The following is a 19,063-nucleotide window of genomic DNA, read 5'->3' on the forward strand; positions in this document are numbered from 1 at the left end:
ATTGATCGGGCGATCGGACGAGATTTTCAGGCCTCCAGCACTTGGCCGTTCCTGCCGCTAGCGGGAAAGCCGGTCAACGCTTTCCAGGCCCTCACGCGTCGCCGATGGCACGCTTCTGGTCTTCGACGATCGTCCGGATCGCAAGGTAGTAGTGCAGGGCCGCCCAAAAGCCGGTCGGCGCCAGGATCAGCAGCGCGCTTCGCAGCGATGCCGCATCGGGGCCGCCGGGCCCGGCGAACCAGTCGCTGAGCAGTCCGACGCCCTGCGGCGCCACGATCAGGTTGAAGACGTTGGCGACGAGCAGGCCGACGACGCTGAACATCGCGCGCATTTTCGGCGGCGCGAGATTCTGTGTCAGCGCCCATTGCGGGCCGAGGATCAGATAGACCGCCGGGATGAACAGCCATAGCGAGATGGTGGCGGTCGAGAGCGAATGGGTCCAGTAGGCGATGATCGACGGGATCGTCGCCACGGCATTGACCACCGCGAGCAACACCAGAATCCGGCGCGGATCGACGAAATAGGGCTTGGCCAGCAGCCAGGCGGTGAAGAGCGAGATGCCGACGCCGGCGACGAGATAGATCTGCCCGACCATATCGCCCGCCTGCGCCACGTTGAGGTGGTATGTACGCTGAAGGAAGGTCGGCGTGAACCACATCAGCCCCCAGCCCCACAAAGTGGTGACGCCGTTGGCCATGAAGACGTGGATCACGGCGCGCTGGCCGCGGATGAAGCGCAATGTCTCCATCACCGTCGGCGTATCCTCCGACGCCGGCTTGTCGAGGCAGCCGCGTTTGGGTTCGCGGATCGTCAGCAGCACGATCAAGGCGAGGATCACGCCCGGAACGCCGAGCACGAGGAAGGCCCCGCGCCAGCCATAAGCATGCGCTGCGGCCCCCGCGACGCTGGCACCGAGCCAAGCGCCGAGCGGCGCGCCGAGGCAGAAGATCGTCAATGCCATCGGCCGCCGCGCGGCGGGGAAGTAATCGCAGACCAACGAGGTGCAGGCGGGCGATCCGCCGGCCTCGCCGATGCCCACGCCGATCCGCGCCAGCAAAAGCTGCGTATAGTTGCGCGCCAGCCCGCAGAAGGTCGTCATCGCCGACCAGACCGCGATCGAGACCATCAAAACGTTGCGGCGACTGTAGCGATCGGTGAGCCATGCGAGCGGGAAACCCATGCCGACATAGAAGAGCGCGAGCGACACGCCGGTCAGGAAGGCGATGCCGGCATCGCTCAGATGCAGTTCGAGCCGGATCTCCTCCAGCACGGTCGACATCACATACCGATCGGCGATGTTAATCGTGTAGGCCAGCATCATGATGAAGAGGACGTACCAGCGCAGGCCGGCCGAAGCGCTGATCTCGCTGGTCGGTGCAGACCCTGCGGTCCCGACGATCATCCCCGCCATCCGTCACCCCGCCCGATCGCGCCGGCCAAGCCCTGCGCCGATGACCGGAGCTTAGGTGAAGTATTTATGAAATCTACTGCCCCGATCCATTTTCCCGATAGCATTCCCGGCGTGTAAATTGGCGGATTTCCGCCGATTGCACGCGGTGGCTGAGGCCGGCCCGACATTTGGAGAATATGCTATGGGGTCATGACGAAATGCGATTGGCTGCCGCCCCCGGCTTCCTTCACCCAATAGCCGGTCACACAAAGCTTTTGGACATCCGATGATCGATCTCGAGCGGATAGGCGCCCTCGTGGCGGAGCGGCGGGAGGGGCATTGCCTCCCCCAGGGGCTGTATAACGATCCCGAAGCGTTCGAATTCGACATGAAGGCGATCTATGGCCGCAGCTGGCTCCTGATCGGCTTCGACTGCGAGCTGCCGAAGCCCGGCAGCTATATTTCGGAGATGGTGGGCAACTGGCCGATCCTGATCGTGCGCGGCCGCGACGGCGAGATCCGCGCTTTCCACAACAGCTGCCGCCATCGCGGATCGATCCTGTGCCAGCCCGGCACGGGCACCGCGCCCAAATTGGTCTGCCCCTATCATCGCTGGACCTACAATCTCGACGGGTCGCTGTTCACCGCGATGCGGATGGACGCAGACTTCGACAAGTCGGAGCATGGCCTGAAGCAGCTCCACCTCCGCATCGTCTCGCACGCGATCTTCGTCTGCTTCGCCGACGAGCCGCCGCCGTTCGACGACTTCGCCGAGAAGCTCGAAATCTATCTCGGGCCGCAGCGGATGGAGCATGCCAAGCTCGCGCATCACAGCGTCATTTCCGAACTGGCCAACTGGAAGCTGGTGATGGAGAATGGCCGCGAATGCTATCATTGCGCCTCGGGCCATCCCGAGCTTGCCCGCACCTTTCCCGTCGGCGTGAAGAAGCATTTCGACGCGGATGGCGACGAGCGGCTGCTCGCCTTCGCCGACACGATGGCGCAGCACGATCTGACCGCCGACGCGATCGAGGGGAGCTGGTGGCAGCTCGCCCGCTTCGCGCTCAACAAGGATGTCGTCACGCTCTCGATGACCGGCCAGCATGTCGTCAGGAAGCTGATGCTGGATCTCAACGACGGCTATGTCGGCTCGATGCGGCTTGCGGTCGATCCGCATTGCTTCATGCACGCCACCGCCGACCATGTCTTCATCTTCAGCGCGATGCCGATCTCGCCGACCGAGACGCATGTCTTCGGCAAATGGTATGTCCACAAGGATGCGATCGAAGGCGAAGACTATGAGGTCGATGCGCTGATCGATCTGTGGACGCGCACCAATCTGCAGGACAAGGAATTGGCCGAGAACAACCAGAAGGGCGTCAACAGCCCAGGCTTCATTCCCGGCCCTTATTCGGCCGAGGCGGAGAGCCTCGCACTGCGCTTCACCGATTGGTATTGCGCCACCGCGAAAGCGTATCTCGCCGATGTCGGTTAAATCGCCCGGCGATTTCCGGCCCGAGACCTTGGCCGTGGCCTATGGCTACGATCCGGCGCAGGCGCTCGGCGCGGTCAAGCCGCCGGTCTATCTGAGCTCGACCTTCATCTATCCCTCGGCGCAGCACGCCAAGGACGTGCATTGCGCTTATTTCGACAATGAAGGCCCGCTCGTCGGCGAAAGCAACCACATCTACGCGCGGCTCGGCCATCCCGGGCTCGATATCCTCGAGAGCCGGCTGGCGGCGATCGACGGCGCCGAAGCAGCGGCTGCCTTCGCCAGCGGCATGGCGGCGCATTCCTCGATCGCGCTCGCGTTCGTGCGGCCCGGCGACAGCGTGGTGCACGGCCGCCCGATCTATGGCGGCGTCGACATGCTCTACGGCACGGTGATGTCCGAGTTCGGCGCGGCGGTCGAAACCTATACCGACGGCACCGATCCCGCCAACGTCCGCGCCGCGGCCGCGGCAGCGATGGCCAAGGGATCGCTCGCGCTGATCGTCGCAGAGACGCCGGCCAACCCGACCGCCGCCTTGGTCGATCTCGATCTGATGGTGGCGATCGCCGACGAGGTGGCGGCGCAGCAGGGCCGCCGGCCGCTCGTCGTGGTCGACAATACGTTGCTCGGGCCGTTCGCGCAGCGGCCGATCGAGCATGGGGTCGATCTGTGCCTGACCTCACTCACCAAATATTGCGCGGGGCATAGCGATCTGCTCGCCGGCGGAATCAGCGGGCGTCTCGATCTGATCGCGCGGCTGCGGATGCTGCGCACGACGTGGGGCAATCATTGCGATCCCTTTACCGCATGGCTGGTCGTACGCTCGCTCGAATCCGCGAGCGTCCGCATCGAGCGCGCTATGAGCAATGCCCGGATCGTCGCCGAATTCCTCCGCGATCATCCCAAGGTCGCAGGTGTCACCTATCTCGGCTTCCTCGAACAGGGGACGCCCGCCCGCGCGGTCTATGATCGCCAGTGCAAGGGGGCAGGATCGACCTTCTCCTTCCACCTCCATGGCGGAGAGGCGGAATTGTTTCGCATGCTCGATCGGCTCAGGCTGGCCAAGCTCGCGGTCAGCCTCGGCGGATCGGAGACGTTGATCTGCCATTCGGCGACCACCACCCATTACGCCGTCCCGCGCGATCTTCGGATTGCGGGCGGCATCACCGACGGGACGATGCGCCTGTCGATCGGGCTCGAACATCCCGACGATCTGGTCGCGGATCTGGCCCAGGCACTCGAGGCAGTCTGACGATGGGCGATTCCCAAATCACCGATTCCCACGCGCTCAACGGCAAATTGCCTGCCCCCGCGGCGTGCTACGATGTCGTCGTCATCGGCGCGGGGCCGAGCGGGATCGAGACGGCGGTCGTGGCCGCGGGCGAGGGCAAATCGGTCCTGCTGGTCGACGAGAATCCGGTCGCGGGTGCCGCGATGGGCAATGACGTGCCGCTCTTCTTCGGCGGCCGCATGACCACCGCGACCTTGAATGCCGATCGCATGGTCGAGACGGTTTTCACGAGCGAGCCCGGGCTGGAGGCCGCGATGGAGGCGGGCGTCGAGCTTCTGCTCGGCACCTGCGCATGGGGCGTCTACCGCAACGGCCCCGCCTTCGGCACGCTGCCGAGCCAGGTCGTCGGGCTGGCCGATGCGACCCGCTCATGGCTGGTCGGGTTCGACCGGCTGGTGCTGGCGACCGGCGCGCGCGATCTCGCGATCGGTTTCCCGGGCTGGAACCAGCCGGGCGTGATGGGCGCGGCGGCGCTGACGATGCTGCTCTCGCGCTACGAGGCCTTCGCCGGCAAGCGCGTGCTGTTCGTCGGATCGCACGATCTCGCGCTGGAGACCGCCTTGCTTGCGCGCGAAAAGGGCGTCGCGGTCGCCGGGCTGGTCGAGGTGCGCGACGCGCCGCAGGGCCGTGCCGATCTGGTCGAGGCGGTGCGCGCCGCGCAGATCGCGATCCACACCGATGATGTCGTCGCGCGTGCCGAGGGCGGCATCGACGGCGTCGAGCGCGCGATCCTGCGCTCTGGTGCCGAAATCGAATGCGATACGATCTGTCTTGGCATCGGCCTCGTCCCCGCGATCGAACTGGTCGATGCGATGGGCGCGAAGCGGACGCTCGATCCGGTGCGCGGCGGCTATGTGCCCGCGCCCGATGACGGGATCGACTTTGTCGGTGACTGCGCCGGCCTGCCCGATACCGGCTTCGATCATGTCGCCTATCGGATGGAATGGGCGCGTGCGCTCGGCGCGGTCAGCGCGCCTGAGACGATCGTCTGCCAGTGCGAGGAGGTGACCCGCGGCGATCTGATCGGGGTGCAGCCGCCCAATTACCTGACGCGATCGCCGACGATGGAGGCGCGCTCGCTCGCGACTTTGCTCGACGACGGCCCGGCCAATCAGGACCAGATCAAGCGTCTGACCCGCGCGGGCATGGGCGTCTGCCAAGGCCGGCGCTGCCGCGATCAGGTGGCGATGATGCTCGCGATCGAGGCGGACCAGCCGTTCGGCACGATCCCGCTCGCCACGCATCGCGCGCCGGTGCGGCCGCTGCCGCTCCAGATCCTCGCCGACTGGAGCGAGAGCGAGGAAATGCGTTCCGGCTGGGACGTGTGGTTCGGCATCCCGACCGCATGGATCCCCTATCGCGATATCGGCACCGAAGCCGAAATTACCCATCAGCAGGCAAGGGTGTGGTCCGCATGAAGGTCGTGATCGTCGGCGGCGGGGTAACCGGGCTGAGTTCCGCCTGGTGGCTGGCGCGATCGGGCGTCGCGGTGACCGTGCTCGACAAGTTCATCGTCGGCTGGGAAGCGTCGGGCCGCAATGGCGGCGGCGCATCGCATTATGCGAGCCCGTTGTTCGACGAAGAGCAGCGCATGTGGCCGCAGATGGACGAGTTGCTCGGCTACCCGACCGAGTTCCAGTCCGAACGGATCATCATCGCGGTCAACGAACGCCAACTCGCGGCCTATCACTATCTCGCGAAGATGGTGATCGGCATGGGCTATAATGTCGATGTGTTCGACGCGGCCGAAGCGCGCGCGCGCGTGCCGCTGGCGGGCGACAATTGTGTCGGCGGCATCCAGTATCGCTTCGGCGGCCACGCCAATCCGCAGCGCACGGTGCAGGCCTATGCCTGGGCGGTGCAGGATCTGGGCGGGCGGATCGTCCAGCACAGCCCGGTGACCGGGTTCGAGACGCAGGGCGGCAAGGTCGTCGCGGTCGAAAGCGCGACCGGGCGCTACGAATGCGATGCGGTGGTGGTCGCGGCGGGCCCGCAGACTGGCATCCTGATGGCCAAGCTCGGGATCAACGTGCCGGTCGCGGCGGCGCGCGCCGAGATGATCGTGACCGAGCCGGCGCCCAAACTGCCGCTCGGCGGGGTCGACGGCAACGGCCTCTATGGCCGCCAGACCTTGCGCGGCAATCTCGCTTATGGCGGCGGCCCGCATGAGTGGATCGAGATCGGCGAGGCCAGCCCCGTCCGCCCGACCTCGCCGCTCACCCGCAACCTCGCGCGGCGTGTGGCCGAGCTGCTGCCGGGTGCGGCGCACCTCAACGTGATCCGCAGCTGGGCGGGCGTGATCGAGAATACGCCCGACGGCCGCCCGATCATCGATCGGATGACCGATCCCGAGAATGTCGTGGTGTGCAGCATGTCGAGCGTCGGCTTCGGCCTGTCGCCGGCATCGGGCCATGCCGTGCGCGATCTGGTGATCGAAGGCCATTGCACCTTCACCAATATCGACAAGATCGGCCTGTCGCGCTTCGACGATCTCGAACCCGACTGGATCGCGCAAAGAGGCTGGCAGCCGCTGGCATGAACCGTTACTCGGCGTTCGGCCTGATCCGCGGCGCGTTCGACGGGCAGAAGCATTGGCAGCCCGCCTGGCGCGATCCCGAGCCGCGCGCATCCTATGACATCATCGTCATCGGTGGTGGCGGACATGGGCTCGCCACCGCTTATTATCTCGCCAAGGTGCATGGCCTGCGCAACATCGCGGTGCTGGAGAAGAGCTGGATCGGCGGCGGCAATGTCGGCCGCAACACCACGCTCGTGCGCTCCAATTACCGGCTCAAACCGCTCCACGATTTCTTCGAATTTGGGCTCAAGCTGTGGGAGCATCTGAGCGACGAGCTCAACTACAATGTCATGTTCTCGCCGCGCGGATCCCTGATCCTCGGCCATTCGGACGCCGACATGGCGATCCTCGCGCAGCGCGGCGACGCGATGGCGTGCGACGGGATCGATGCCGAACTGCTCTCGCGCGACAAGGTCGCGAAGCTTGAGCCTTTGCTCGACATGTCGCGCAGCGCGCGCTTCCCGATCGATGGCGCGCTCATGCAATGGCGCGGCGGCACGGCGCGCCACGACGCGGTCGCCTGGGGCTATGCGCGCGCCGCCGATGCGCTGGGCGTCGACATCATCCAGAAATGCGAGGTGACCGGGTTCGTTCGTGACGGCGATGCGGTCGTCGGGGTTGAGACGACGCGGGGGCGGATCGATGCGGGACGGATCGGCATTTGTGTCGCGGGGCATAGCGGGCATGTCGCCGGCATGGCCGGGCTGCGGCTGCCGATCGAATCGCAGACCCTGCAGGCGCTGGTGACCGAAGGCGTGAAGCCGATGATCAACGGCGTGATCCAGTCCAACTCGCTCCATTGCTATATCAGCCAATCGGACAAAGGCGGGATTGTCATGGGCGGCGATCCCGACAATTGGCCGAGCTATGCCCGCCGCGGCCAGCCGACGATCATCGAGGGCGCGATCGCCAATGCCATCGCTCTGGTACCGGCGCTGTCGCGGCTGCGGATGTTGCGGACATGGTCGGGCGTGACCGACATGAGCTTCGACGGATCACCGATCATCGGCACGACGCCCTTGCCCAACCTCTTCCTCAATGCCGGCTGGTGCTATGGCGGCTTCAAGGCCACGCCGGCATCGGGCTGGACCTACGCCCACACGCTCGCGACCGGGAAACCGCATCCGCTCAACGCGCCGTTCACGCTCGATCGCTTCGAGCGGGGTGCGACGATCGACGAACCCGGCGTCGGCCCGCTGCCGAACCACCGCTGATATGTATCTGATCCCCTGCCCCCACTGCGGCCCGCGCGCGCAAGCCGAGTTCACCTATGAGCGCACGACCGACTCCGTCGTCGATCCGGCCGCACCGGCGGACGAGGCGATGCGCGCTTTGTTCACGCGCGCCAATCCGATGGGGGTCGATGACGAGATCTGGCGTCATACGTTCGGCTGCCGCGCGTGGATGATCCTGACGCGCCATCGCGTGACGCACGCGATCGAGGCGGTGCGGCCGATCGGCCCGGAGGCACTGCCATGACCGGCCCCACACGCATCGCCGGCGGCGACGAGACCGTTTCCTTCATCTTCGACGGCAAGACTTACAAGGCGCGGCCGGGCGATACGCTCGCCGCCGCTTTGCTCGCCAACGGGATCGGGCTGGTCGGGCGCAGCTTCAAATATCACCGCCCGCGCGGGATCATGGCAGCGGGCGTCGAGGAACCCAATGCGCTGGTCACGATCGGCACCGGCGGCCGCGCCGAGCCCAATACGCGCGCGACCGATCTGTTCGTCTATGACGGTCTTGTCGCCTCCAGCCAGAATTGCTGGCCGAGCCTCGCCTTCGATGCCGGGGCGATCTTCGGGCTCGGCTCGAAGGCGATGCCGGCCGGTTTCTACTACAAGACCTTCTTGGGTCCGGCGAAGCGCTGGCTGAAATATGAAGCCTTGATCCGCCGCGCGGCGGGCCTCGGCGATGCGCCGACCGAACGCGATCCCGACAGCTTCGCCCAGCGTGCCGCTTTCTGCGATGTGCTGGTGGTCGGCGCCGGTCCGGCGGGACTCGCGGCGGCGCTGGAGGCGGCCGAGCGCGGCGAACGGGTGATGCTGGTCGAACAGGACGCGATCCCCGGCGGCTCACTGCTCCGCGACGGCGGCGCGGAATTGATCGATGCGACGGTGGCTGCGATCCGTGCGAAGGGCGGTCGCATCCTTACCCGCACCACGGCGGCGGGCTATTGGGATCACAATTTCATCACCCTCGTCGAGCGGCTGTCCGAGCCCGGCGCGCTGCCGCCGCACGGTGTCGCGCAACGCCTCTGGCATGTCCGCGCGGGCAAGGTCGTGCTGGCGACGGGGATGATCGAGCGGCCGATCCCGTTCGCGAACAATGATCGCCCCGGCGTGATGCTGTCGCAGGCGGTGCGGACCTATATCCGTCGCTACGGCGTGCTACCCGGCCGCCGCGTCGTGATCGCCACCAACAATGACGACGCCTACCGGACCGCCGATGCACTGGCCGAGGCGGGGGCCGAGGTGGTCGCGATCCTCGATGCGCGCGCCACCGGCCCGGCATCGCCCTTCCCCACGCATTATGACGCCCGGCCCGAGACGGTCACCGGTGGGCGCCACAGCCTGAAGCAAGTCACCGCGCGGATCGGCGATGCCACAAAAAGCTGGGACGCCGATCTGCTCGCCGTGTCGGGCGGGTTCGTTCCGGTGGTCCATCTTCATATGCAGGCGGGCGGCAAGCTCGGCTGGGACGAGGCGGCGCAGGCCTTCATCCCCGGTGCGATCGCGCAGGATTGCGTCACGATCGGCGATGCCGCGCAGCCGCCCGCGGCGATGCCGTTTGCGCCCGCCGGGCCGGCCAAGAAGAGCTTCGTCGATTTCCAGAACGACGTGACCTTGGCCGATGTCGATCTCGCCTGGCAGGAGGGCTATCGCTCGGTCGAGCATCTCAAGCGCTACACGACGCTCGGCATGGCGACCGACCAGGGCAAGACCAGCAACATGGCCGCGCTCACCCGGCTGGCCGAGAAGCAGCATGTCGCGGTGCCCGAGGCCGGGCTGACCACGTTCCGGCCGCCTTATACGCCGGTGACGATGGGCGCGCTTGCCGGCGTCGCCGGGCGCGACGCGGGCGCGCATGTCCGCCGCCTGCCGCTCCACGACGAGCATGCCCGGCGCAACCCGATCTGGCAGCCGAGCGGCTATTGGTTCCGCCCGCGCACGTACCCGATCGGCGGCGAGACGTCCGCTGCGGCCGCCCTGCGCGAAGCCCGCACTGTGCGGCGCGCTGTCGGCCTCACCGATGTCTCGACCCTCGCCAAGTTCGAGGTGACGGGCCCCGACGCGGCGGCGTTGCTGGAGATCGTCTGTGCCACCCCGGTCGCAAAGCTGGCGAACGGGCGCGGGCGCTACACCTTCATGCTGCGCGAAGACGGCATGGTGTGCGACGACGGCACCGTCTGGCGCATCGCCGACAACCGCTTTCTGCTGACCAGCTCGACCGGCGGCGCCGACCGGATGGCGACGCAGATCTCGTACGTCCGCAACGTGCTGCGCCCCGGCCTGCGCGTCTCGGCAGTCAACGCGCAGGAGCATCACGCGGCCTTCGCGCTCGCCGGGCCGCGCGCCAGGGCAGTGTTGCAGGCGCTGATCGTTGCGGAGCCGCCGCGCCACATGGCGGCGGAGCGCGCGACCTTGGCCGGCCTGTCCGTGCTGGTGCTCGGCGCCAGCTATAGCGGCGAACGCGCGTTCGAAGTCTATGTCGAGGCGAGCCACGCTTTGCCCGTCTGGACCGCGCTCAAAGCCGGGATCGATAGCGAAGGCGGCTGCCTCTACGGGCTCGATGCGATGGACCTGCTGCGGATCGAAAAGGGCCACGTGCTCGTCGGTGGCGAGATCGACGGCCGAATGACCCCGCACGATCTCGGCCTCGACGCCATGCTCAACAAAGCGGGCGGTTTTATCGGTGCCGCCGGCCTCCAGCGGCCCGCGCTCGCCGAGAGCGGTCGGCTGCAACTGGTCGGCCTCGAAGCGCTCAACGGGGCGATCCCCGAAGGCGCGATGCTGATCCCGGCCCTGCACCGGCCGCCCCAAGGGCACATCACCGGCTCCGGTCGGCGCGTGCTGGGCGAAGGCGCGATCGCGCTCGGCCTCCTCGCGGACGGACGCGCCCGCATCGACGAGATCCTGCTGGCCTCATCACCGACCCGCGGCATCACGACCAGCGTGCGGGTGACGTCGCCCCATTTCTACGATCCGGCGGGGGCACTCTACCGTGACTGAGCCGACGATCTCGATCCTGCCGCCGACGCCGCTTCACGTGCTGGAGATTTGGAGCAACGCGCGTGATGTCGCCGCACGGTTCGATATCGTCCTGCCGCCGATGGGACGATCGACGTCGCACGAGGGCCTCATCCTGATCCGCTTCGAACCGACGGTCTGGTTGGTCGAGGGCGATCCCGCGCCGCTCGCCTCCCTCATCGGCGACGACGGCGCGCTGACCGCAATCGGCGGCGGCATCGCCCGCGTGCGCATCGCCGGCCCCGGCTGGCGCACGTTGCTGATGGAAGGCGGCCTGTTCGACGCCGAATCCCCGACCTTCGCCCCCGGCTGCGCCGCGGCGACGATCATCGATCATGTCGCGGTGCGGCTGTGGGTCGAAAGCGAGGATGCGTGCCTGGCCTATGTGCCGGCGAGCTATGCGGCCGGGCTGGTCCACTTCTGGGGGCAGGCTCTGCCTTCGCTGGCGGTGTAAATTCCCCCGTCATGCTGAACTCGTTTCAGCATCCACCGTGCGTGCCGCACTGTCCGTAAGGATGCCTGGTGGATGCTGAAACGAGTTCAGCATGACGGTATTTTCGGGGCGGCGGATCGCGAGATTCACTCCACCGCAATCGCCTTGTTCAACCCATGCCCATGCGGCCCGGACTCGCGCGCCCAAAGCGCCGCCGTCGCCGCAAAACTCACCGTCGCCAGCACCCCGAACATCCACAGCATCGGCGTGTACCCCGCCGGATGCGCCGGCCCGGCCTGATAGACATCGTTCAGCCACCCCGCCGCCAGATTGCAGACGGCCAGCCCTAAACTCTGCAGCACGTTGATGATGCCATAGGCCGTCCCCAGCCGCTTCGGCGCGACCAGCATCGCGGTGGCCGGCCAGATCACGGCCGGAACGACCGAGAAAGCCAGTCCCATCATCGCCGTCGAGATCCACAGGCTCCAGTGGGTCGCGCCCAACGTGAGGAAAGTCAGCGGCATCAGCCCGGCGCCGATCGTCAGCAGCATCGCGCGACGCCCGAAGCGATCGGCGATCATGCCGAAGATCGGGGTCGCGAAGATAGCGGTGAAGAACACCCAACTGTTGACCAGCCCGGCCGCCGCGAGGGTCAACCCCTTGGCGTCCTGGAAATAGACGATCGCGAACGTGCTGCGGAACGGGAAGAAGACCGAGGCGAACAGCACGTTCAGGATCAAAATGTACCAAAAGGAGCGATCGAACCCGCCGAACGCGAACATGCCCGACCAGCTATGCGTGCCGCCCGCCACCGGAGGCCCGCGCCGCACGTCGAGCGCCCAATACGCCAGCGCGCCGATCAGGCTGATGCCGGTCAGCCCGGCCGCCAACGCGAGCGGCGGCTGCCACCCGCCCGCATAGACGCCCGGCGCCCAATTGGGCGAGATGTCGGCCATGTAGGAGCCGACCCGCGCAAGGCTGAACAGCAAGGACATCGCCAAGGCCGCGCGCGCCGCATGAAACCAGATCGCGATGCCCGCCAGCAGGGCGATCAGCAACGTCTCCTGCCCGATCCCGAACAACAATCGGCCGAACACCATCAGTCCGAACGGCTCGCCGATCGCGGTCAGCACCGCGCCGACGAAGCAGAAGCCGGCAAACAGCACCGCCGCGCGCGAGGCGCCGAAGCGATCGATCAGCAGGCCTCCGACAAGCGACAGCGGGATATTGGGCAGGCCTATCATCGCATTGAGCAGCCCGATCTGCGACTGGCTGAGCCCGCGCTGGGTGCGCAGCATATCCGCCACCGGCGCGAGCGCGTCGAAGGCGTAATAATTGCCCGAAATGGCGATGGCGGCGAGCGCCAGCACCAGCCATTTCAGCCGCCCGTCCCGATGCGCGCTGTCCCCCACGGCGCCCATCCTAGTCGATCCGCGCGCCCTGTCGCCGCAATTCGGCCTGAACCCGCCCGATATCGAGCCGGTCGAACGGCTGCCCGCTCTTCACCGAAACCGCCGCGGCCGTTCCCGCCCCCTGCCCCGCGACCGCGCAGCACATCATGTTGCGTACTGCCGCATGGCTGATCCGGTCGCCCCCGATCGCGCGGCCTGCCACCAGCAGATTCTCGACCTTGCGCGGAAGCAGCGAACGATAGGGCACATGGAAATAGCGACCGGTGGTCGGCAGGATCAGGATGCCGTAGCCGTCGATGAATTCCGGAAAGATGCCGATACTGTCGTCGAACCGCGCCTGCTCGCGCACGTCGGTCTCGGTGAGGTTATAGACCGCGTCGATCTTGCGCGTGTCGCGCACCCCCAGCGTCATGCCGAAATTGCGCAATTTGGCGTCCTCGCAGCCGGGCATGAAGCGCTTGAGCGCCGCGACCGCCATCACCGCCTGCCAGCGCCCCTCCATCTCGCCGCGCGTCAGATCGTCGGGATCGGTGCCATCGATCCCCGCGATCGCGACGAGGTTGAGATAGGTGAGATCGCCCTGATCGGTGACCGTCCCCCATGTGCCCGCGATGGTCGAGAGGGTGGGCGGCAGCAGCCCTTCTTCGAGCGCCTTCTTGAACGGCTTGCGCAGGAAGGGCGAGAACATCGCATCCTCCTTGCCGTCGGTCTCGATATCCCATTCGCCATTGCCACCCCAATCGGCGTAAGTCTGCGGATCGGCCTTCACCTGTTCGATGAAGCGCGTCTTGTTGACCCCGCTCATCGAGAACATCACCGACGCCGCCATCATCTGCTCGCGCGGGGCCTTGTGGACCGGGGCGCCACAACGCGTGGCGATGTCAGCATCGCCGGTCGCGTCGATCACGCGGCGGGCGAGGATCGCCTCGCGCCCCGCCTTGCTCTCGACGATGATGCCCTTGATCGTATCGCCCTCCATGATCGGGGCGACGAACTGGCGATGGAGCATCGGGTGGATGCCCGCCTCCTGCACCAGCACGTCGGCGACATATTTGAACATCTCGGCATCGAGCGCGTGGCTGATCGACTGTGGCTCAGGCATGGCCGCGCCCATCGCGATCGCGCGCTGCTCGAATTCGGGGCCGATGCCTTCGCTGTCGATCGTGGTCGGATGGCGATACCAGGCGAGCCCCTCGACCCCGACCTGCGTCATATTCCCACCGAAGCAGCCATAGCGTTCGAGCAGGGTCGTCTCCACGCCTGCGCGCGCCGAGGCCAGCGCTGCCGCCAGCCCGCCCGGTCCGCTGCCGACGACCAGAACGTCGGTCTGGTGCACCACATCGATCTGGCGGCTGGGTTCGGTGATCTGCATCGGCGGCCTTCGTATCGGTTGAAGCGACCGTAGCTACGCCGGCTATGCGACACAAAAGCGTAAGCCGCATTCTAATGGTCGCCATCAGCAGGGCTGGTCTTAAAGGGCGATCTCCCACGATTTCCGAGGAAGCCGCCGGTGCCCCGATCCGCCCAGCCGAACATCCTGATCCTGATGGCGGACCAGATGGCGCCGCGTGCGCTGCCGGCCTACGGCCACGAACTCGTCCATGCGCCCAATATCGCCAGACTGGCGGCCGAAGGCGTCGTGTTCGACAGCGCTTATTGCAACAGCCCGCTCTGTGCGCCCTCGCGTTTCTCCTTCCTCTCCGGGCTGCTGCCGTCGCGGATCGGCGCTTACGACAATGCCTGCGAATTCCCCGCCGATCAGCCGACGATCGCGCACGACCTGCGCTATCGCGGCTATCGCACGATCCTGGCGGGCAAGATGCATTTCGTCGGACCCGATCAGCTCCACGGCTTCGAGGAGCGGCTGACCACCGATATCTACCCCGCCGATTTCGGCTGGACCCCCGACTGGAGCAACTTCGCCGATCGGCCGAGCTGGTATCATTCGATGGATTCGGTGCTGACCGCGGGCACCTGCGTGCGCACCAACCAGCTCGATTATGACGAGGAGGTCACCTTCGTCACGCGGCGCAAATTGTTCGAGATCGCGCGCGGGCGCGACGAGCGGCCCTTCTTCATGGTGATGTCGCTCACCCACCCGCACGATCCGTTCGCGATTCCCGAGCGCTACTGGAATCTCTACGAGGGCGCCGACATCGCCCTGCCGCGCATCCGCATCGCCAAGGAAGATCAGGATCCGCACTCGCTGCGGCTGCGTCATGTCTGCGGCAACGATCTGGACGACGTCACCGACGATCAGGTGCGCGCCGCACGGCGGGCTTATTATGGCGCGATCAGTTTCGTCGACGAGCAGATCGGCACCGTGCTCGATGCGCTCGAGCAGAGCGGCATGGCCGACGATACGATCATCCTGCTGATAGGCGATCATGGCGAGATGCTCGGCGAGCGCGACCTCTGGTACAAGATGAACTTCTTCGAAGGCGGCGCGCGCATCCCAATGATCGTCCACGCGCCGCAGCGCTTCGCACCGCATCGCGTGGCGGCGAGCGTGTCCCTGGTCGATCTGCTGCCGACCTTGGCTGAGCTGGCGGGCGGTGACATGCCAGCGGCGATCGTACCGCGCACCGACGGCACCAGCTTGCTGCCGCACCTGCTGGGCGAGGCCGGCAAGGACGAGGTGATCGGCGAATATCTTGGCGAAAGCGCAATCGCGCCCGTCGTGATGATCCGGCGGGGGCGTTTCAAGTTCATCCATTCACCGGCGGATCCGGATCAGTTGTTCGATCTTGAGGCCGATCCGGATGAGCTGGCCAACCTGGCCGGGCGGCCGGCTTTTGCCGACACGGTCGCCGCTTTCCGGGCAGAGGTGGGCGAACGCTGGGACCTCGAGTTGGTCGAAGCGCAGGTGCTGGCGAGCCAGCAGCGCCGCCGGCTGATCGCTGCGGCTTCAGCCAAGGGCGTGGCCAAATCGTGGGACTATCAGCCGTTCCGCGACGCTGCACAGGATTATGTGCGCGGGCATATGGATCTGGAGGAACTGGAAGCCTCGGCCCGCTTCCCGAGGGTGCGGGGGGAGTAGGCCTTAAAAATCCTCCCCGGAACGGGGAGGATTTTAGGCCGCAGCCCCAGCCGGGCTCAGCGCCTTCAACACATCCTGGCCGCCGCATACGCCGACCACCTGATCGCCATCGGTCAGCAACACCGGATGCTTCGACGCCGCGAGGATGCGGATCAACGTCTTCACCGAAATGCTCGCCGGGCACGCCACCACCCCGTCGGGAAAATCCGCATGGCCATCGGGATCCTCGATCCGGATCGCGCCGTGCGGCGTCCCTCCCAATTGCAGGCTATCCACCCGCGCATCGGGCGCGACGCAATAATAAGCGCTGTCGTCGAGCAGCAACCGACCATTCGCGCTGGTCTCGAACGTCGCGGTGTGGCGCATCACCGTCTCGCCGGTCATCACGTTGAGCGGGTTCATGTGGCGCACGAATTCGGCGACATAGGGCGTCGCGGGGCGCAGCACGATATCCTCGGCGGTGCCGCTCTGGATGATGCGGCCGCCTTCCAGCAACGTGACGCGATCACCGAGCTTGAGCGCCTCGTCGAGATCGTGGCTGACGAACAGGATCGTCTTCTGCACCTTCGCCTGCAGATCGAGCAGTTCGTCCTGCAGCTTCGAACGGATCAGCGGATCGAGCGCCGAGAAGGGCTCGTCCATCAGCAGGATGTCGGCGTCGGTGGCGAAAGCGCGGGCGAGGCCGACGCGCTGCTGCATGCCGCCCGAAAGCTCGCCGGCATAGCGATCGGCCCAGCTGTCGAGCCCGACCAAGGCCAGCCGCTCGTCGACCACCCGCCTGATCTCTGTGCGATCGGTGCCACGCAGTTCGAGCCCGAAGGCGACATTCTCGCGCACCGTGCGCCAGGGCAGCAGCCCGAATTGCTGGAACACCATCGCCACGCGGTGGCGGCGGATATGGCGCAGAACCGCATCGGTGCAGCCAGCAATATCCTTCGACCCCAGCCCGTCGCGCACCAGGACATGGCCGCGCGTCACCTTGTTGAGTCCGTTGGCGGCGCGCAGCAAGGTCGACTTGCCCGAACCCGACAGGCCCATCAGCACCGAGATCGTGCCCTGCTCCACCTCCAGATTGGCGCCGGTGACGCCCAGTACCACGCCGGTCTTGCTCGCGATCGTGGCGCGATCGGCGCCTGCGTCGAGCAGCACCTGCGCGGCGGCCAGATCGATAGTCCGCTTGCGCCCGGTGGTCGAGCAGAACAGGATGTCGACATCCCGGAATTCGAGCGCGATCGTCATGACCTGGCTTTCTTCGTGCTGCGCGTCATCCGATCCAAAATGATCGCGACCAGGACGATCGCGAACCCGGCCTCGAACCCCATGCCGACCTGCACGGTGTTGAGCGCGCGCACCACCGGCACGCCGAGCCCGCCCGCCCCGACCAAAGCCGCGATCACCACCATCGACAGGCTGAGCATGATGCACTGGGTGATCCCGGCAACGATCGACGGCGCGGCCGCGGGCAGCTCGACCTTGGTGAGCAATTGCCACGGCGTCGCCCCGAACGATTGGCCCGCCTCGATCAGCGGCTTGGGCACCGACAGGATGCCGAGCTGCGTCAATCGGATCGGCGCGGGCAACGCGAAGATGATGGTCGAGATCAGCCCGGGCACCACGCCCAGCCCGAACAAGACCAGAGTCGGGATCAGATAGACGAAGGTCGGCAGGGTCTGCATCAGGTCCAGCCCCGGCTGGATGAACTGGAAGGCCTGCGGCCGATGCCCCGCCCAGATGCCCACCGGCACACCGATCAGCGTCGATACGAACGCGGCGAACAACACGAGCGACAAAGTCTCCATCGTCGCTGCCCAATAGCCCTGGTTGATGATGAAGAGCTGGGCGAGCAGGACGAAGATCGCGAGCGGGATCGATCGGCGCAGATACCAGGCGAGCCCCGCGACCAGCACCACGAACAGCAAGGGCGGGATCGCCGATAGCACCCACGTCAGCCCGTTGATCGACGAGCCCAGCACCAGGGTCACGAAATCGAACAGGCCGTGATGCGCCTTGATGCCGTTGACGAGGCTGTTCATCCACGCACCCACGGGGATCTTGTGCTCGGTCAGGAAGCCGCTGCCCGCCGCTGGCTTCAGCGATTTCAGCACCGCCGCCTCGCCCGGCTTGCCATCGACCGTCTCGACGCCCGCCAGCCAGGCATGGAGCTTCCCGGGATGCGCGCGCAGCCATTTGGTCGCCGCGAGCGCGGGATCGCCGGTGGCGAGCACGCTCTCCATCAGCGCATTCTCGTCCGGCACCTCGAACACGAGATTGTGCAGCAGCCGCGCGATGTTGGGGCATTGCTGGAGATAGCCGGCGCGCACGTTGGTCGAGACGGTTGCGCTGCCATAATTGGGCCCGAACACGGTATCGCCGCCGGTGAGATAGCGCATTTGGAAACGATCGTTCATCGGATGCGGCTGCCAGCCGAGGAACACGATCGGCTGCTTGTCGCGCACCGCGCGCTCGACTTCGGCGAGCATCCCCTGCTCGCTGCTCTCGATCAGCTTGAAGTCGCCGAGCCCGAACGTGTTCTGCTTGATCATGCCGAGGACGAGGCGGTTGCCGTCATTGCCCGATTCGATGCCGTAGATCTTGTGGCCGAGCGGCCCGGCGAACTTCTGAATCGAGCTGAAATCGGTGAGGCCCTGATCGTAGAGATATTTGGGCACCGCGAGCGTGTAGCGCGCGCCGGTGAGGTTCGCGCGGACCACCTCGACCGAATGATCGTCGGTGAACGGTTTGCGATCGGCCGTCTGCTGCGGCATCCAGTTGCCGAGGAAGACATCGACATCCTTGCTGCGCATGCCGTTGAAGGTGACCGGCACCGACAGGACGGTGATTTTCGGCGTGTAGCCGAGCCCGGCAACAAGCCGCCCGGCAAGCCCGGTGGTGGCGGTCACGTCGGCCCAGCCGACATCCGAGAATTGCACGATCCGGCACGATGGCGGATCAACGGCAAAAGCGGCCGTGGCGACCAGGGACACCCATAGCAGTGCGATCCATCGCGCTACAAAATCCCTCGCGCTTCGACCACCCACTCGATCACGCCCCCATGCTCTATGTCATGGAATTGAATGCAAGCTCAATCACTATGCAAGGGCCAAATCGCGCGATCCGGGCCGAATCCGCTTTCAAAAGGCATAAGCTTGACTTATTCCATTGAACGAGCGTTCAGGA

General features: G+C 66.3%; 14 protein-coding genes. 9 read left to right on the forward strand and 5 right to left on the reverse strand.

What is annotated here, in order from left to right; translation table 11 throughout:
- Positions 1 to 91 precede the first annotated feature (91 nt).
- Positions 92 to 1,402 (reverse strand): spinster family MFS transporter, encoded by a 1,311-nt coding sequence (locus AB4Z44_RS12620; protein WP_404710049.1) that lies wholly within the window; start codon positions 1,400 to 1,402, stop codon positions 92 to 94.
- Between the two features lie 274 nt (positions 1,403 to 1,676).
- Between AB4Z44_RS12620 and AB4Z44_RS12625 the strand changes: the two genes are divergently transcribed.
- The 8 genes from AB4Z44_RS12625 to AB4Z44_RS12660 are packed head-to-tail and all read left to right on the forward strand — an operon-like array spanning position 1,677 to position 11,455.
- The gene (locus AB4Z44_RS12625; protein WP_404710050.1) at positions 1,677 to 2,885 is read left to right on the forward strand and encodes an aromatic ring-hydroxylating dioxygenase subunit alpha; all 1,209 of its coding nucleotides are present in this window, start codon (positions 1,677 to 1,679) and stop codon (positions 2,883 to 2,885) included.
- A complete protein-coding gene (locus tag AB4Z44_RS12630) occupies positions 2,875 to 4,134 on the forward strand; it encodes a cystathionine gamma-synthase family protein (RefSeq protein ID WP_404710051.1) in 1,260 nt (419 codons plus the stop codon). The genes AB4Z44_RS12625 and AB4Z44_RS12630 overlap by 11 nt, the downstream gene beginning before the upstream one ends.
- A gap of 2 nt (positions 4,135 to 4,136) precedes the next feature.
- Positions 4,137 to 5,591 (forward strand): FAD-dependent oxidoreductase, encoded by a 1,455-nt coding sequence (locus AB4Z44_RS12635; RefSeq protein WP_404710052.1) that lies wholly within the window; start codon positions 4,137 to 4,139, stop codon positions 5,589 to 5,591.
- Positions 5,588 to 6,712 (forward strand): NAD(P)/FAD-dependent oxidoreductase, encoded by a 1,125-nt coding sequence (locus AB4Z44_RS12640; protein WP_404710053.1) that lies wholly within the window; start codon positions 5,588 to 5,590, stop codon positions 6,710 to 6,712. The genes AB4Z44_RS12635 and AB4Z44_RS12640 overlap by 4 nt, the downstream gene beginning before the upstream one ends.
- The gene (locus AB4Z44_RS12645; protein ID WP_404710054.1) at positions 6,709 to 7,965 is read left to right on the forward strand and encodes a sarcosine oxidase subunit beta family protein; all 1,257 of its coding nucleotides are present in this window, start codon (positions 6,709 to 6,711) and stop codon (positions 7,963 to 7,965) included. The genes AB4Z44_RS12640 and AB4Z44_RS12645 overlap by 4 nt, the downstream gene beginning before the upstream one ends.
- A 1-nt stretch (position 7,966) precedes the next feature.
- A complete protein-coding gene (locus AB4Z44_RS12650; RefSeq protein WP_404710055.1) occupies positions 7,967 to 8,230 on the forward strand; it encodes a sarcosine oxidase subunit delta in 264 nt (87 codons plus the stop codon).
- Entirely contained in the window at positions 8,227 to 10,983 is a 2,757-nt protein-coding gene (locus AB4Z44_RS12655; RefSeq protein WP_404710056.1) for an FAD-dependent oxidoreductase, read from the forward strand. Before AB4Z44_RS12650 ends, AB4Z44_RS12655 begins: the two co-directional genes overlap by 4 nt.
- The gene (locus AB4Z44_RS12660) at positions 10,976 to 11,455 is read left to right on the forward strand and encodes a sarcosine oxidase subunit gamma (protein ID WP_404710057.1); all 480 of its coding nucleotides are present in this window, start codon (positions 10,976 to 10,978) and stop codon (positions 11,453 to 11,455) included. Before AB4Z44_RS12655 ends, AB4Z44_RS12660 begins: the two co-directional genes overlap by 8 nt.
- 125 nt (positions 11,456 to 11,580) lie before the next feature.
- Here the strand turns inward: AB4Z44_RS12660 and AB4Z44_RS12665 are convergent, their stop codons facing one another.
- Complete coding sequence (locus AB4Z44_RS12665; protein ID WP_404710058.1) at positions 11,581 to 12,855, reverse strand: MFS transporter; 1,275 nt, start codon at positions 12,853 to 12,855, stop codon at positions 11,581 to 11,583.
- A gap of 1 nt (position 12,856) precedes the next feature.
- Positions 12,857 to 14,218: an FAD-dependent oxidoreductase gene (locus tag AB4Z44_RS12670; RefSeq protein ID WP_404710059.1), complete on the reverse strand. Its 1,362-nt coding sequence runs from the start codon at positions 14,216 to 14,218 to the stop codon at positions 12,857 to 12,859.
- 138 nt (positions 14,219 to 14,356) lie between these two features.
- Between AB4Z44_RS12670 and betC the strand changes: the two genes are divergently transcribed.
- Complete coding sequence (betC, locus tag AB4Z44_RS12675) at positions 14,357 to 15,886, forward strand: choline-sulfatase (RefSeq protein ID WP_404710060.1); 1,530 nt, start codon at positions 14,357 to 14,359, stop codon at positions 15,884 to 15,886.
- A 33-nt stretch (positions 15,887 to 15,919) separates the two neighbouring features.
- Here betC and choV read toward each other — a convergent pair whose 3' ends face one another.
- Together choV and choW are read right to left on the reverse strand one after the other, a co-directional pair.
- Positions 15,920 to 17,125, reverse strand: coding sequence for a choline ABC transporter ATP-binding protein (choV, locus tag AB4Z44_RS12680; RefSeq protein ID WP_404710061.1), 1,206 nt, complete (start codon positions 17,123 to 17,125; stop codon positions 15,920 to 15,922).
- Positions 17,122 to 18,870, reverse strand: coding sequence for a choline ABC transporter permease subunit (gene choW / locus AB4Z44_RS12685; protein ID WP_404710062.1), 1,749 nt, complete (start codon positions 18,868 to 18,870; stop codon positions 17,122 to 17,124). The genes choV and choW overlap by 4 nt, the downstream gene beginning before the upstream one ends.
- Positions 18,871 to 19,063: the final 193 nt, after the last annotated feature.

Origin of the sequence: Sphingomonas sp. MMS24-J13, assembly GCF_044905095.1 — a bacterium.
In the GTDB taxonomy this organism is placed as follows: Bacteria; Pseudomonadota; Alphaproteobacteria; order Sphingomonadales; family Sphingomonadaceae; genus Sphingomonas_I.

Excerpts from the sequence above, each read along its gene's own strand:
- AB4Z44_RS12635 (WP_404710052.1), top strand. The coding sequence starts at position 4,137 with ATGGGCGATTCCCAAATCACCGATTCCCACGCGCTCAACGGCAAATTG.
- AB4Z44_RS12640 (WP_404710053.1), top strand. The coding sequence starts at position 5,588 with ATGAAGGTCGTGATCGTCGGCGGCGGGGTAACCGGGCTGAGTTCCGCC.
- AB4Z44_RS12625 (WP_404710050.1), top strand. The coding sequence starts at position 1,677 with ATGATCGATCTCGAGCGGATAGGCGCCCTCGTGGCGGAGCGGCGGGAG.
- AB4Z44_RS12630 (WP_404710051.1), top strand. The coding sequence starts at position 2,875 with ATGTCGGTTAAATCGCCCGGCGATTTCCGGCCCGAGACCTTGGCCGTG.
- AB4Z44_RS12645 (WP_404710054.1), top strand. The coding sequence starts at position 6,709 with ATGAACCGTTACTCGGCGTTCGGCCTGATCCGCGGCGCGTTCGACGGG.
- AB4Z44_RS12670 (WP_404710059.1), bottom strand. The coding sequence starts at position 14,218 with ATGCAGATCACCGAACCCAGCCGCCAGATCGATGTGGTGCACCAGACC.
- choV (WP_404710061.1), bottom strand. The coding sequence starts at position 17,125 with ATGACGATCGCGCTCGAATTCCGGGATGTCGACATCCTGTTCTGCTCG.
- AB4Z44_RS12655 (WP_404710056.1), top strand. The coding sequence starts at position 8,227 with ATGACCGGCCCCACACGCATCGCCGGCGGCGACGAGACCGTTTCCTTC.
- AB4Z44_RS12665 (WP_404710058.1), bottom strand. The coding sequence starts at position 12,855 with ATGGGCGCCGTGGGGGACAGCGCGCATCGGGACGGGCGGCTGAAATGG.
- AB4Z44_RS12650 (WP_404710055.1), top strand. The coding sequence starts at position 7,967 with ATGTATCTGATCCCCTGCCCCCACTGCGGCCCGCGCGCGCAAGCCGAG.
- AB4Z44_RS12620 (WP_404710049.1), bottom strand. The coding sequence starts at position 1,402 with ATGATCGTCGGGACCGCAGGGTCTGCACCGACCAGCGAGATCAGCGCT.